The following is a 13,772-nucleotide window of genomic DNA, read 5'->3' on the forward strand; positions in this document are numbered from 1 at the left end:
CGAGCAACCCAATGACCTCTCGCAATTACAGCATCGAGACTATCGGCATTGTTGGAACAGGCGCAATGGGACGCGGCATTGCGCAGATCGCGGCGCTGGCGGGCCTGACGGTACGTCTGTACGACACCAATCCGGCGGCAGTCGGTGCGGCGCGCGACTACCTCGCGGACACCTTCGCCAAGCTCACCGCCAAAGGCAAGCTCGAACAATCGCGCTCGCTTGCCGCGCTCGCCCTCGTGAGCGGTGCCCAAGCGGTCGGCGACCTCGCGGATTGCGACCTGGTGATCGAAGCGATCGTCGAAAAGCTCGACGTGAAGCGCGCGCTCTTTCGCGAGCTGGAGACGGTCGTCAGCGGCCGTTGCATCCTGGCGTCGAATACGTCGTCGCTGTCGATCACGGCGATTGCCGCAGGTTGCACGGACCCCTCGCGCGTGGTCGGCTATCACTTCTTCAACCCCGTGCCGCTGATGAAAGTCGTCGAAGTGATCGACGGCCTGCGCAGCGATCCCGCCGCCGGCGACGCGCTGATGGAACTCGCGCGCCGCATGGGCCACACGCCGGTGCGCGCGAAGGACATGCCGGGCTTCATCGTCAATCACGCCGGCCGCGGCATGAACACCGAGGGCCTGCGCGTGGCGGGTGAAGGTGTCGCCAGCTTTGTCGAGATCGACCGCATCATGCGCGAGCAGGCCGGCTTTCGGCTAGGGCCGTTCGAACTGCTCGACCTGACCGCGCTCGACGTTTCGCATCCGGTGATGGAATCGATCTATCACCAGTTCTACGAAGAGCCGCGCTTCACGCCGTCGCCAATTACCGGCACGCGCCTCGCGGGCGGCCTGCTCGGACGCAAGACAGACGAAGGCTTTTACCGCTATGACGACGGCAAGCAGCAGGTGCCCGAGGAAGCGCCCGCGCCCACCGGGTTGCCCAAGCGCGTGTGGGTCAGCAAGCGCTACCCCGAAGCACGCGAGGCCGTGCTGCAACTCGTCGCCAAGGCCGGCGTGGCGCTCGACGAAGACGACACGCCCGCAGCGGACTCGCTCATCATCGTGACGCCGTTCGGCCACGACACGACCACCGCCGCGGTCGACGAAGCGCTCGATGCGCGCCGCGTCGTTGCCGTTGATGCGCTGTTCCCGCTCGTCGCCGCAAAACGTCGCACGCTGATGACGACGCCGGCCACGACCCGCGCCGCACGCGACAGCGCGCACGCGCTGTTTGCCGCCGACGGCGTCCCCGTCACCGTGATCCGCGATTCGACCGGCTTCGTGGCGCAACGCGTGGTGGCGACGATCGTCAATATCGGCTGCGAGATCGCACAGAAGCAGATCGCGACACCTGAGGACATCGACCTCGCCGTGACGCTGGGCCTCGGTTATCCGCGCGGCCCGCTGGCGCTCGGCGACGCACTCGGCGCCAAAACGCTGCTCACGATCCTGCGCAATATGTTCAGCGTGCTGGGCGACCCGCGCTACCGTCCGTCGCCGTGGTTGGCGCGGCGTGCGCAACTGGGTTTGTCGCTCACGCAGGGCGACGTCGCCGATGCAGTCGACGCACAAACGGAGCGTCAGTCATGAGCGCCGAACTGCTTACCTCACGCCCGGCCGAAAGCGAATCGACGCTCGTCCTCACGCTCTCGAATCCCGGTGCGCGCAACGCCTTGCATCCGGACATGTACGCGGCGGGCATCGAAGCGCTCGACAGCGCCGAGCGCGACCCGTCCATCCGCGTCATCGTGCTCACCGGCGCGGACCAGTTTTTCTGCGCGGGCGGCAACCTCAACCGTTTGCTCGAGAACCGCGCGAAAGATCCCTCCGTGCAGGCGCAAAGCATCGACATGCTCGGCGAATGGATCGCCGCGCTGCGTTCGTCGTCGAAGCCGGTGATTGCCGCCGTCGAAGGCGCGGCGGCCGGCGCCGGCTTTTCGCTGGCGCTCGCCTGCGACCTGCTGGTCGCGGCCGACGACGCGAAGTTCGTCATGTCGTATGCACGCGTCGGTCTCACGCCGGATGGCGGCGGTTCATGGTTCCTCGCACAGGCCCTGCCCCGCCAGCTCGCCACCGAAGTCCTGCTGGAAGGCAAACCGATCGGCGCTACACGTCTGCACGAACTCGGCGTAGTGAACCGTCTCGCGAAACCGGGCGCGGTGCGCGGTGCTGCGCTCGCCTGGGCGGAAGAACTCGGCAAGATCTCGCCGAACGCCACCGCCCGCATCAAGACGCTGATCGCCGCCGCCGGCACGCAGCCACTCGCCGATCATCTGGTGGCCGAGCGCGACAACTTCGTCGCTTCGCTGCATCACGGCGACGCGTTGGAAGGGATCACCGCGTTCCTCGAAAAGCGCGCCCCGAAATACAAATGAGTCCCAGCGAGCGAGTCCGCCATGCCTGAATTCCAACTGCCGAAGCGCCGCCGCATCTACCTGATGCGGCATGGCGACGTGACGTACTTCGACGCCACCGGCCGCGCCATCGATCCGGAAACGGTGCCGCTGAACGCCGACGGCCGCGAACAGGCCAGCGCCGCCGGGCACGTGTTCGCGCTGCAGCAGATCCGCTTCGACCGCGTGATCGTGAGCGGCCTGCCGCGCACGGTCGAAACCGCGCAGCGCGTGCTGGCCGAGACGCATCAGCATATCGAACTCGAGATCGAACCGGCGCTGCAGGAAATTCGCGGCGGCAAGCTGAGCAACATCCCCGCCGCCGATATCGAGGCCGCGTTCCTGAGCGTGTTCGACGGCGTGGTCCCGGAAAGCACGCGCTTTCTCGGCGGCGAGACGATCGGCGAACTGTTCGACCGCGTGCTGCCCGCCGTCGCGGCATTGCGCGCCGACGACTCGTGGGACACCGTTTTGCTGGTCCTGCATGGCGGCGTGAATCGCGCCATCCTCTCGCACGCCATCACGGCAGGCGGCCGCACGTTCTTCGGCCATCTGTCGCAGGCTACCGGCTGTATCAACGCACTGGACGTCGGCGCCGCGCCGAGCGACTGGGTGCTGCGTACGCTCAACTACTCGCCGCCGTCGCCGTTGCATCGCGACGTGCGGAATACGACGATGGAAATGCTCTACGCCCAATTCATTCAATACAAACACCAGGCGTAGCCAACACTGAACTGGAGGAGACAATGGGCGAAGCCACGAAGACAGGCGAACCTGAACAGAAGCCGGACTACTCCGCATTCGAAGGCACGCGCCCGGTCACCGAGCGGCAACGCTTCGACAGCGACGCGCTCGGCGCCTGGCTGGCGCGGCGCGTCGAAGGTTTCGCCGGGCCGCTCACGATCGAGCAGTTCGCCGGCGGCCAGTCGAATCCCACCTTCAAGCTGATCACGCCGTCACGTACCTATGTGATGCGCGCGAAACCGGGGCCGACGGCGAAACTGCTGCCGTCCGCGCATGCGATCGAGCGCGAGTATCGCGTAATGCACGCCCTCGCCGGCACCGACGTGCCGGTCGCGCAGATGCTCGCGCTGTGCGAGGACGAAAGCGTGATCGGCCGTGCGTTCTATGTGATGGAGTTCGTCGAAGGACGCGTGTTGTGGGATCAGTCGCTGCCCGGCATGACACCCGCTGAGCGCACGGCGATCTACGACGAGATGAACCGCGTAATCGCGGCGCTGCATAGCGTGGATGTCGCCAGCATCGGACTGACCGACTACGGCAAGCCCGGCAACTACTTCGCGCGGCAGATCGGCCGCTGGAGCAAGCAGTATCTCGCCTCCGAAACCGAGCATATCGAGGCGATGCATCGCCTGATCGAATGGCTGCCGCAGCACATGCCGGACGAAACCGGCGAGCGCGTCTCGATCGTGCATGGCGACTACCGGCTCGACAACCTGATCTTCCATCCGCACGAGCCGCGCGTGCTCGCCGTACTCGACTGGGAACTGTCGACGCTCGGCGATCCGCTCGCCGACTTCGCCTATCACTGCATGGCCTGGCACGTCGACCCGGCGCAGTTCCGCGGCATTGCGGGACTCGACTGGGCCGCGCTCGGCATCCCGGATGAAGGGCAATACGTCAAACGCTATTGCGAACGCACCGGCTTCGAAATCCACGGCGACTGGAACTTCTATCTGGCGTACAACATGTTCCGGATTGCCGCGATCCTGCAAGGCATCATGAAACGCGTCGTCGACGGCACCGCGGCAAGCGCGCAAGCGCTCGACGCCGGCCGGCGCGCCAAGCCCATGGCGGAACTCGCCTGGCGCTATGCGCAGAAAGTGCGTTAACCGACACCCCCGTCATTCGCGAGGTCTTAGATGAATTTCGATTACACCCCGAAGGTTCAGGCACTGCGCGAGAAACTGCTCGCCTTCTTCGACGAACACATTTATCCGAACGAACGCGCTTTCGCGGACGAGGTTGCGCGCAACCGCGCCAATGGAAATGCCTGGGTGCCGACCGAACTGATCGAGCAACTCAAGCAGCAGGCGCGCGACGCCGGCTTGTGGAATCTGTTCCTGCCGGACTCCGAACGCGGCGCCGGCCTGACGAACCTCGAATACGCGCCGCTGTGCGAGATCATGGGACGCGTGCCCTGGGCGCCGGAGGTGTTCAATTGCAACGCGCCCGACACCGGCAACATGGAAACCATTGAGCGCTACGGCAGTCCGGAGAACAAGCGCGAGTGGCTCGAGCCGCTCCTGCAAGGACAGATCCGTTCTGCCTTCCTGATGACCGAGCCGGAAGTGGCGTCATCGGATGCGACCAACATCCAGACGCGCATCGAGCGCGTTGGCGACGACTATGTGATCAACGGCCACAAGTGGTGGTCGTCGGGCGCGGGCGATCCGCGTTGCAAGGTCTACATCGTGATGGGCAAGACCGATCCCGACGCACCGCGTCATCAGCAGCAATCGATGATTCTTGTGCCCGCCGACGCCGCCGGCGTCACCGTGCACCGCCCGCTGACCGTATTCGGCTACGACGACGCGCCGCACGGCCACATGGAAATCACGCTCGAAAACGTCCGTGTGCCGGCCTCGAACATGCTGCTTGGCGAAGGCCGCGGCTTTGAGATCGCCCAAGGGCGGCTTGGGCCGGGCCGGATTCATCACTGCATGCGACTGATCGGGCTGGCGGAACGCGCGCTTGAGTTGATGGCAAAGCGCACGCTGCAGCGCGTCGCGTTCGGCAAGCCGGTGGCGGCGCAAGGCGTCACGCAGGAACGTATCGCCGAGGCGCGCTGCATGATCGAGCAGGCGCGGCTGCTGACGCTCAAGACCGCGTACATGATGGACACCGTGGGCAACAAGGGCGCGCGTGGCGAGATCGCCATGATCAAGGTGGTCGCGCCGAATATGGCCTGTCAGGTGATCGACTGGGCGATGCAGGCGCATGGTGCGGCCGGCATCAGTGAAGACTTCCCGCTGGCCTATGCCTACACGTCGGCACGCACGCTGCGTTTTGCCGATGGTCCGGATGAAGTGCATCGTAACGCCATCGCCAAGCTCGAACTGGCGCGGTATATGGATGCCGGCGCGGCTGAGCGAGTCGAGACGCCGATTACGCGCTCGTGATGCGGCGTTGAGGTGGCCGATCGGTGCGACGCAGTGCGCCAGGCACTGACGTTTGCAGCGCTGCCGGTCGCACCGTTGAGGTTCGCACCAGAAAAAATGCGTGGGCGGCCTGGAAGCCGTCCACGCATTTTGTTCATCATCGGCCGCTGTTGTTGTGCCGCTGCCAAGCGGATACGGTGCAGCGACAAAGCTAGTGCGTGTCCCGTGAGCGGCTAGAAGTAATGCCGTGTGATGAATTCCGCCACGCACACCGGCCGCTCACTGCCCTGCCGTTCCAGCGTCACGTTCCACACCACCTGCACGCCGGCATCATCCACATCGTCCACGCTCGCCACGGCGAAACGCCCGCGCACCTGTGAATCGACCGGCACCGGCGCGGTGAAGCGCACGCGGTTCAGACCGTAGTTCACGCCCATCCGCTGCTTGAGCGCCACCGTCTTTCCAAGCAAAGCGGGAATCAGCGATAAGGTCAGAAAACCATGCGCTATCGGGCCGCCAAACGGCGACTCGCGCCGCGCCCGTTCGGGATCGACGTGGATCCACTGATGATCGCCCGTGGCTGCAGCAAAGCCGTTCACGCTTGCCTGATCGACCGTCAGCCATTCGCTGATGAGCGGCTCGCCGCCCACCAGCGAACGCAGCGCCGGAGCGTCGAGCTCTACCCCATCGCGCTTCACGCTGCCGCTCCCGGATGACGCAAGCCGAACAGCACCTTCGAGCGCACGATGATGACCGTCTCGCCGTGCTGGTTGATGCCCGCCCATTCGGTTGAGACGATGCCGCGGTCCGGCTTGCTCGACGACAAACGCTTGTCGAGAATCGAGTTCATCAGCCGGATCGTGTCGCCGACCCGCACCGGCTTGAGCCAGCGGATTTCGTCGATACCGGGCGAGCCCATTGAAGTCGACCCCGCCAGCGAGTGGCGCACCAGCAGTCCCATCAACACCGAACAGGTATGCCAGCCGCTCGCGATCAGGCCGCCGAACGGCGAAGCAGCCGCCGCGGCGTCGTCCACATGAAACGGCTGTGGATCGAACCGCTCGGCAAACTCGACGATCTCGTCATGCGTGAACGTATGCTCGCCGCATTCCGTGACCGAACCGACTTCCATATCTTCGAAACTCAATCCCATCGTGACACCTCACTGGTTCGTGGCAGCCGTACGATCAGACTTCGGCGGTAGCAAAAGCGGGCAGCGCGGCAAAGCGCTCGAGATGATGATCGACATCGCCCAGCGTCGTCTCGATGATCGCGAGACGCTTGAACAGATGCGCCGCCGCCACTTCGTTCGTCACGCCCATGCCGCCGTGCAACTGCACGGCCTGCTGACCGACGAAACGCGCAGCCTGGCCCACCCGCACCTTCGCGGCCGAGACAGCGTGGCGCCGTTCGTCCGCATTGGCGCTAGCGTAGCGCACCGCGGCCAGATACGTCAGCGAGCGTGCCTGTTCCGCGTGAATCAGCATCTCGACCATGCGGTGCTGCAAGGCCTGAAAACGGGCGATAGGTTGACCGAACTGCTGACGTGTCTTCGTGTACTCGGCGGTGGCGCGATTCAACGCGTCGAGTGCGCCGACGGCTTCGGCGCACAACAGCACGGTGCCGTAATCGGCGATCTGCTCGAGCGCTGCCGCACCGGCATGCTGACCGCCGAGAAGCCGCGCCGCCGTTGCGTCAAACGAGAGCGAAGCGGCGCGTTGGCCGTCGATTGTGCGGTAATCCGTGACCTGCGTGCCCGCTGCGTCGCGCGCCACGATAAACAAGGCGATCTCGCCGTTCAAACGTGCCGGCACGATCCAGTGATCGGCCTGCGCCCCATGCAACACCACCGATTTCTTGCCGCTCAGCGCGTAATGCTCACCTTGCTGCGTCGCCGTGGTTTCTACGGAGAACAGATCGTAACGGGCATGCGGCTCATGAAACGCGACCGCGAGCTTGATCTCGCCTTGCGCCGCGCGTTCGAGCAAGGCTGCGTCTTCGGCATGGCCCGAGTCTGTCGTGCCAGCCGCACCTGCAATACGCAAAGCCTCGATGCCCACCGCCGTCGCCCAGTAAGGCTCAACCACCAGCGCGCGACCCAGTTCCTGCATCACCACCAGCATGTCGATCGGGCTGCCGTTAAAACCGCCCTGCTCTTCCGGCACCGGCAACGCGGTCAAGCCAAGCTCGGCAAACGCCGCCCAGTGAGTAGCCGATACCCCCGCGTCCGAATACACGATGGCCTGCCGCGCCTCGAAACCGTAGCTCTTGTCCAGGTAACGGCGCAATGCGTCCGCGAATTGCTGTTGTTCGTCGGTAAAAGTGAAGTCCATGCGCCGCTCCTCAGAGTCCGAGAATCATCTGCGCGATGATGTTCTTTTGAATTTCGTTCGAGCCGCCGTAGATCGACGTCTTACGGAAGTTGAAGTAGTACGCGGCCAGCGGCGCGGCGTCATCGTCGCCTGCAATGCTGTGGGCGCGTTCGCCTTCGAGGAACGGCACGTCGAACGGTGCCGCCATCGGACCAATCGCTTCGACCATCAGTTCGGTCAAGCCTTGCTGAACTTCGGTGCCCTTGATCTTCAGCATCGACGCTTCCGGTCCCGGCCCGCGTCCGCCCGTCTCGTTGGCCACCACGCGCTGCACCGTCACTTCAAGCGCCATCAATTCGATTTCGAGGCTCGCGACCTTCGCGGCGAAAACCGGGTCGTGCAGCAAGGGCTTGCCGTGCTTCTTCTGTTCGAGCGCAAGGCGCTTCAGGAACACGAGTTCGCGCTTCGACTGCCCGACGCGCGCAATACCCGTACGTTCGTGGCCGAGCAGATACTTGGCGTAAGTCCAGCCGCGATTTTCCTCGCCGACCCGATTCTCCACCGGCACCTTCACGTCCTCGAAGAACACTTCGTTGACTTCGTGATCTTCGTCGAGCGTGATGATTGGGCGCACGGTGATGCCCGGCGTCTTCATGTCGATCAGCAGGAACGAGATACCCTCCTGCTTTTTCGCACCGCTGTCGGTACGCACGAGACAGAACATCATGTCGGCGTACTGGCCGAGCGTCGTCCAGGTCTTCTGGCCGTTGACGACGTAGTGATCGCCCACCCGCTCGGCGCGCGTGCGCAGCGATGCCAGATCCGAGCCCGAGCCCGGTTCCGAATAGCCTTGGCACCACCAGTCCGTGCCGTCCAGAATGCGCGGCAAGTAGTGGCGTTTCTGCGCTTCGTTGCCGTATTTCATCAGCACGGGTGCGACCATCGACACGCCGAACGGCAACACCGAAGGCGCACCGACGCGCGCGCATTCTTCGTCCCAGATGTGCCGTTGCGTGGCGTTCCAGCCCGGGCCGCCGTATTCGGTGGGCCAGGCGATCACCGACCAGCCGCGCGTGCCGAGCAGCTTGTGCCAGTTCGCGAAGTCTTCGCGATTCAGACGTTTGTGATTGAGGACTTTGTCGCTCAGCTCGCGAGGCAAATTCGCTTCGAGCCAGGCGCGGATATCGGCGCGGAACGCGTCGTCAGCGGGGGAATAATCCAGATTCATGCGCAGTGTCTCCTGGCCGCGGCTGCCCCGCCGCCAGTGAGCCGCTGCGCTATTGCAGCGGTTCCTTCAGAGCGGCCGGGATCGGCAACGGCATCACTTCAATGCCTTCTTCGACCAAGGCTTTCGCATCTTCGGGTGTGGTGACACCGCGAATGTTGCGTGCAGGCGCTTCGTTGTAGTGAATGCGCCGTGCTTCCTCGGCGAAGCGGTCACCCACGTTCTCAGTCTTTTCCAGTACCTCGCGCAGCGCGCGCATGACGCGCGCCTGCATCTCACCGGCGCCCGCAGGGGCTTGCGCCTCGGTCGCGCCGGACAGATTCAGCCGGGGCGCCGACGGCAAACGGCTCACTTCGGTCGCGCTGCAAACCGGACATTCGACCAGCTTGCGGGACAACTGCGACTCAAATTCTTCGGCGGAAGCGAACCAGCCTTCGAACCGATGGCCGTGCGGGCACTGTAAATCGAGGACCTTCATGTGGAATCAGGGCTTGCGTATGAGTTTAGCGCAAAATGGAAATTTGTGAACGGTCGTTCGTAATTTTGCTTGGGGCGACTTTGGCACGCGCATGGGCACATTTCCGTGACCAGGAACAATCGAGCGTGCGTGCGCGATTCTAACCCGGCGCGCCGATACCCGCCGAAGCGTCATAAAGAGCCCCACCGGGCCGCGAAGCGCCTCGTTGAGGCCAAGACATCCCTATCAACGACAACGGCAGCCGAATGGGCTGCCGTTGCGGGTTCGTTGTCATGAGGTGGCACGCTATCTATGCACTGTGCCACGCATTGAGCCGTATCAGCTCGGTTCGGGCTCGGCGCTCGGCCACGTACCGGACAACACCTTCTCCAGCCAGAACGTGCCGATGATGGTCTTCACGTCAGAGATCTTGCCGGTGCGCACCCACTCCGACACCTCGGGAACGGTTGCCGTGAACAGTTCGAGGAACTCGCCTTCGTCGAGCTTGCGCTCGCCGGCGGTCAGGCCGCGCGCGAGGTAGATGTCGATGAATTCGGTCGAGTAGGAAATGATCGGATGGATACGCGTCAGGTAGACGTATTCGCGCGCCGTATAACCGGTCTCTTCGTGCAGTTCGCGCTTCGCGCAGACGAGCGGGTCTTCGTTCGCATCGAGCTTGCCGGCCGGATACTCGTACATCACCTTGCCGATCGGATAGCGGTACTGGCATTCGAGCAACACGCGGCCGTCGTCGAACAGCGGGATCACCATCACGGCGCCCGGATGCTTGACGTACTCGCGCGTCGCGCTCTTGCCGTCCGGCAGGCGCACGGTATCGCACTTGAGCGTCAGGAACGGGCCCTGGTGGAGCGTTTTGCTTTCGAGGCAGGTCTCGGTGAGCGCCGCGTCGTGATCGGGAAGTTCAGCCATGTGCAACCTCAGGACAGCGTGGTGCGCGACGGCTCGAGCCGTCAGCGCCGTTTGACGAGATACTGGAAGGTGAAACCGGGAAACGCGAACACCAGAAACAGACTGAAGGTGATCGCGTAGAACTGCCAACCTTGCTCGAAGCGGTTACCCGCGCGAGCCTCAAGCATGAAGCCGAATGCGCCCACCACGAAATACAGCGCAATCAGCTCGGCGATCCGCAGCCAGACGCTCTTCTTCACCGCCTTGAGCGGCATGACGGCGAAGAGGCGTTGATTCAGGAACGGCAGGTTGGCGCCAGCTAGCGCCAACAACACAATAAACCAGCCAGCAGCGGACATCAGAGCGTGAGCGTATGGGTGATTGCCTGCAGGCAAGCCGTCAACAGATGTCCCGGCACCAGGCCGAGCACCAGCACGGCCACGCCGTTGAACGCCAGCAGCGCACGGTTGCACACGTCCGCCTTGATCGGATTGGTGTCGAGCGGTTCGTCGAAGTACATCAGCTTGACGATACGCAGGTAGTAGAACGCGCCGAACAGCGAGGTGATCACCGCCAGCACGGCCAGCCACGTGAGACCGGCGTTCATGGTGGCTTGCAGCACCGCGAGCTTGGCGTAGAAACCGACCGCCGGCGGAACGCCTGCGAGCGAGAACATCATGATCATCATGACGAACGCAAACACCGGGCTGCGTTGATTCAGGCCCTTGAAGTCGTCGAGCGTCTCGGCTTCGAAATCGCGGCGGGCCAGCAGCATGACGATGCCGAACGTGCCGAGCGTCGTGATCAGGTAGACGATGCTGTAGAACATGGCCGAACCGTAGGCGCTCGCCGCCATGCTGGTCTTGCCGTCAACCACGCCGGAGACCAGACCGAGCAGCACGAAACCCATGTTGGAGATCGCCGAATAAGCGAGCATCCGCTTGACGTTGCGTTGCACGATACCGGTGATGTTGCCGACGATCAGCGACAGCGCCGCGAAGATCACCAGCATCTCCTGCCAGTCGACCGCCAGCGGCAGCAAGCCCATCACGAGGAAGCGCAGGCCCCATGCGAACGCCGCAACCTTCGGGCCGCCGCCCGTAAGCAGCGTCATCGCGGTCGGCGCGCCCTGGTACACGTCAGGCACCCACATGTGGAACGGCACCGCGCCCATCTTGAAGGCCACGCCCGCGACGATGAAGATCACGCCGAACAGCAGCACGACGTCGTTGATACGACCCGAGGCCACGGCCTTGAACACTTCGTTCAGGTCCAGCGAGCCGGTTGCGCCGTAGAGCATCGAAATGCCGTACAGCAGGAAACCGGACGCCAGTGCACCTAGCACGTAGTACTTCATGGCGGCTTCGTTCGACTGGGCGACATCGCGACGCAGTGCGATCACCGCATACAGCGACAGCGACATCAGTTCCAGACCGAGGTACAGCGTCAGGAAGTTGTTGCCGGAAATCATCACCAGCTGGCCGAGCAGCGAGAACATCCCGAGCAGGAAGAAGTCGCCGCGGAACAGGTCGCGATCTTCCAGATACTTGCGCGAGTAGACAATCGACACGGCGTAACCGAGCGACACCACCGCCTTCATCATGCTGCCGAAGGCGTCGACCACGTACATGTGCCCGAAGAAGTAATGCGCTTGCGGGTCGAACGCGTTCACGGCGAACCAGACGCCGGCAACCAGCGTCGAGAGCAGCGCGATCAGATACGTGGTGCGTCGACCAGCCTGGCCGAGGAACGTGTCGTTGAGCCACGCCACAACCACAGCGAGCATCAACAGGGCGTCGGGCGCCAGGGCAGTCATAGGTGCGTTTTGCATGGTCTTTTAATTCCTCCGCTCTGCGTTACTGTGGCAACGGCAGTTTCGATTGCGCAACGTGGGAGAGGAGGTTTTCCACGGATACGTGCATCACATCGGTAAAGGGCTTCGGATACAGGCCCATGAACAACGTCAATGCGGCCAGCACGATCAGCATGAAGAACTCGCGATTGTTGATGTCGAGCAGTTTCTTCACGTGGTCGTTTGCTACCGCGCCAAAATACACGCGCTTGTACATCCACAGCGTGTAGGCCGCGCCAAGAATCAGCGTGACCGCGGCGCCGCCTGCAATCCAGAAGTTGTACTGGACCGCAGCCAGAATCACCATAAATTCGCCGACGAACCCGGAGGTGCCCGGCAGGCCGCAGTTGGCCATCGCAAACAGCATCACCAGCGCCGCGAACTTCGGCATCGTGTTGACGACGCCGCCGTAATCGGCGATCTGGCGCGAGTGCATACGGTCGTACAGCACGCCGATACACAGGAACATGGCGCCCGAAACGAAACCGTGCGAGATCATCTGCACGATCGCACCTTCCGCGCCGAGCTGGTTGAAGATGAAGAAGCCGAGCGTCACAAAACCCATGTGCGCGATCGACGAATACGCGACCAGCTTCTTCATGTCGGCCTGCACCATCGCAACCAGACCGATATAGATGACAGCGATCAGCGACAGCGTGATGACGACCGGTGCCAGGAAATGGCTCGCGTCCGGCGTGACCGGCAGCGAGAAGCGCAGGAAACCGTACGCACCGAGCTTCAGCATGATCGCCGCCAGCACCACCGAGCCGCCGGTCGGCGCTTCCACGTGGGCGTCAGGCAACCAGGTGTGGACCGGCCACATCGGCACCTTCACCGCGAACGCGAGGAAGAACGCTATAAAGAGCAACACCTGCGGCGTCATGCCGATCTTCGTGGTCTGCCAGACCGCCAGGTCGAAGGAGCCCGTCTGCGTGTACAGATAGAGCAGCGCGACCAGCATCAGCAGCGAACCCATCAGCGTGTACAGGAAGAACTTGAACGCCGCATATACGCGGTTCGGTCCACCCCATACGCCGATGATGATGTACATCGGGATCAGCGTCGCTTCGAAGAACACGTAAAACAGCATCCCGTCCGCTGCGCTGAACACGCCGACCATGATGCCGGAGAGGATCAGGAAAGAGGCGAAATACTGGGCCACGTTCTTCGTAATGACCTGCCATCCGGCAATCACCACGATCACCGTGATCAGCGCCGTCAACACCACGAACCACATCGAGATGCCGTCGACCCCGAGGTGATACGAGATATTGAAGCGCTCAATCCAACGCACATTTTCAACAAACTGCAGATCCGCCGTGCTCGAGTCGAAGCTGGTGAACAACGGAATCGTGACGATGAAGCTGAGAACCGAACCAACCAGCGCCAGCCAGCGCGCCGGACCCGGATTCTTGTCAGAACCGATAGCAAGGACCAGGAGGCCGAACAGAACCGGCAGCCAGATCGCGATACTTAAAATCGGATACGTGTGCATTGTGTGGTGTCCCCTCGCCT

General features: G+C 63.2%; 14 protein-coding genes. 5 read left to right on the plus strand and 9 right to left on the minus strand.

Annotated features, from left to right (window positions below; genetic code table 11):
- Nucleotides 1–11 precede the first annotated feature (11 nt).
- The 5 genes from BUS12_RS33625 to BUS12_RS33645 are packed head-to-tail and all read left to right on the plus strand — an operon-like array spanning nt 12 to nt 5,523.
- Complete coding sequence (locus BUS12_RS33625; RefSeq protein WP_074301849.1) at nt 12–1,577, plus strand: 3-hydroxyacyl-CoA dehydrogenase; 1,566 nt, start codon at nt 12–14, stop codon at nt 1,575–1,577.
- Entirely contained in the window at nt 1,574–2,362 is a 789-nt protein-coding gene (locus BUS12_RS33630; RefSeq protein WP_074301850.1) for an oxepin-CoA hydrolase, alternative type, read from the plus strand. Before BUS12_RS33625 ends, BUS12_RS33630 begins: the two co-directional genes overlap by 4 nt.
- A 21-nt stretch (nt 2,363–2,383) precedes the next feature.
- Nucleotides 2,384–3,103 (plus strand): histidine phosphatase family protein, encoded by a 720-nt coding sequence (locus BUS12_RS33635; RefSeq protein WP_074301851.1) that lies wholly within the window; start codon nt 2,384–2,386, stop codon nt 3,101–3,103.
- Nucleotides 3,104–3,126: 23 nt separating this feature from the next.
- Nucleotides 3,127–4,233, plus strand: coding sequence for a phosphotransferase (locus BUS12_RS33640; RefSeq protein WP_074301852.1), 1,107 nt, complete (start codon nt 3,127–3,129; stop codon nt 4,231–4,233).
- A 30-nt stretch (nt 4,234–4,263) separates the two neighbouring features.
- Nucleotides 4,264–5,523, plus strand: coding sequence for an acyl-CoA dehydrogenase family protein (locus BUS12_RS33645; RefSeq protein WP_074301853.1), 1,260 nt, complete (start codon nt 4,264–4,266; stop codon nt 5,521–5,523).
- A 212-nt stretch (nt 5,524–5,735) separates the two neighbouring features.
- On the opposite strand, the gene BUS12_RS33650 is transcribed toward BUS12_RS33645, so the two are convergent.
- From BUS12_RS33650 to BUS12_RS33690, 9 genes are all read right to left on the minus strand, one after another.
- Nucleotides 5,736–6,200 (minus strand): MaoC family dehydratase, encoded by a 465-nt coding sequence (locus BUS12_RS33650; RefSeq protein ID WP_074301854.1) that lies wholly within the window; start codon nt 6,198–6,200, stop codon nt 5,736–5,738.
- A complete protein-coding gene (locus BUS12_RS33655) occupies nt 6,197–6,655 on the minus strand; it encodes a MaoC family dehydratase (RefSeq protein ID WP_074301855.1) in 459 nt (152 codons plus the stop codon). Before BUS12_RS33655 ends, BUS12_RS33650 begins: the two co-directional genes overlap by 4 nt.
- Nucleotides 6,656–6,689: 34 nt before the next feature.
- Nucleotides 6,690–7,835 (minus strand): acyl-CoA dehydrogenase family protein, encoded by a 1,146-nt coding sequence (locus tag BUS12_RS33660; protein WP_074301856.1) that lies wholly within the window; start codon nt 7,833–7,835, stop codon nt 6,690–6,692.
- 10 nt (nt 7,836–7,845) lie between these two features.
- Entirely contained in the window at nt 7,846–9,042 is a 1,197-nt protein-coding gene (locus BUS12_RS33665; RefSeq protein WP_074301857.1) for an acyl-CoA dehydrogenase family protein, read from the minus strand.
- 49 nt (nt 9,043–9,091) lie between these two features.
- Nucleotides 9,092–9,517: a DUF1178 family protein gene (locus BUS12_RS33670; protein ID WP_074301858.1), complete on the minus strand. Its 426-nt coding sequence runs from the start codon at nt 9,515–9,517 to the stop codon at nt 9,092–9,094.
- Nucleotides 9,518–9,835: 318 nt separating this feature from the next.
- A complete protein-coding gene (locus BUS12_RS33675) occupies nt 9,836–10,426 on the minus strand; it encodes an NUDIX domain-containing protein (RefSeq protein ID WP_074301859.1) in 591 nt (196 codons plus the stop codon).
- A gap of 41 nt (nt 10,427–10,467) precedes the next feature.
- Nucleotides 10,468–10,764 carry a DUF2818 family protein gene (locus BUS12_RS33680; RefSeq protein ID WP_074301860.1) on the minus strand — a complete coding sequence of 99 codons (297 nt, stop codon included), beginning with the start codon at nt 10,762–10,764 and terminating at the stop codon, nt 10,468–10,470.
- Nucleotides 10,764–12,236, minus strand: a complete 1,473-nt coding sequence (gene nuoN, locus BUS12_RS33685; RefSeq protein ID WP_074301861.1) for an NADH-quinone oxidoreductase subunit NuoN — start codon at nt 12,234–12,236, stop codon at nt 10,764–10,766. The genes BUS12_RS33680 and nuoN overlap by 1 nt, the downstream gene beginning before the upstream one ends.
- 25 nt (nt 12,237–12,261) lie before the next feature.
- On the minus strand, nt 12,262–13,752 hold the full coding sequence (locus BUS12_RS33690) for an NADH-quinone oxidoreductase subunit M (RefSeq protein ID WP_074301862.1): 1,491 nt from the start codon (nt 13,750–13,752) through the stop codon (nt 12,262–12,264).
- Between the last annotated feature and the right edge of the window lie 20 nt (nt 13,753–13,772).

This window comes from Paraburkholderia phenazinium (assembly GCF_900142845.1).
In the GTDB taxonomy this organism is placed as follows: Bacteria; Pseudomonadota; Gammaproteobacteria; order Burkholderiales; family Burkholderiaceae; genus Paraburkholderia; species Paraburkholderia phenazinium_A.

What these genes read in the sequence shown, in the direction of transcription:
- BUS12_RS33625 (WP_074301849.1), top strand. Translation starts at nt 12, where the DNA reads ATGACCTCTCGCAATTACAGCATCGAGACTATCGGCATTGTTGGAACA.
- BUS12_RS33630 (WP_074301850.1), top strand. Translation starts at nt 1,574, where the DNA reads ATGAGCGCCGAACTGCTTACCTCACGCCCGGCCGAAAGCGAATCGACG.
- BUS12_RS33635 (WP_074301851.1), top strand. Translation starts at nt 2,384, where the DNA reads ATGCCTGAATTCCAACTGCCGAAGCGCCGCCGCATCTACCTGATGCGG.
- BUS12_RS33640 (WP_074301852.1), top strand. Translation starts at nt 3,127, where the DNA reads ATGGGCGAAGCCACGAAGACAGGCGAACCTGAACAGAAGCCGGACTAC.
- BUS12_RS33645 (WP_074301853.1), top strand. Translation starts at nt 4,264, where the DNA reads ATGAATTTCGATTACACCCCGAAGGTTCAGGCACTGCGCGAGAAACTG.
- BUS12_RS33655 (WP_074301855.1), bottom strand. Translation starts at nt 6,655, where the DNA reads ATGGGATTGAGTTTCGAAGATATGGAAGTCGGTTCGGTCACGGAATGC.
- BUS12_RS33660 (WP_074301856.1), bottom strand. Translation starts at nt 7,835, where the DNA reads ATGGACTTCACTTTTACCGACGAACAACAGCAATTCGCGGACGCATTG.
- BUS12_RS33665 (WP_074301857.1), bottom strand. Translation starts at nt 9,042, where the DNA reads ATGAATCTGGATTATTCCCCCGCTGACGACGCGTTCCGCGCCGATATC.
- BUS12_RS33670 (WP_074301858.1), bottom strand. Translation starts at nt 9,517, where the DNA reads ATGAAGGTCCTCGATTTACAGTGCCCGCACGGCCATCGGTTCGAAGGC.
- BUS12_RS33675 (WP_074301859.1), bottom strand. Translation starts at nt 10,426, where the DNA reads ATGGCTGAACTTCCCGATCACGACGCGGCGCTCACCGAGACCTGCCTC.
- BUS12_RS33680 (WP_074301860.1), bottom strand. Translation starts at nt 10,764, where the DNA reads ATGTCCGCTGCTGGCTGGTTTATTGTGTTGTTGGCGCTAGCTGGCGCC.
- nuoN (WP_074301861.1), bottom strand. Translation starts at nt 12,236, where the DNA reads ATGCAAAACGCACCTATGACTGCCCTGGCGCCCGACGCCCTGTTGATG.
- BUS12_RS33690 (WP_074301862.1), bottom strand. Translation starts at nt 13,752, where the DNA reads ATGCACACGTATCCGATTTTAAGTATCGCGATCTGGCTGCCGGTTCTG.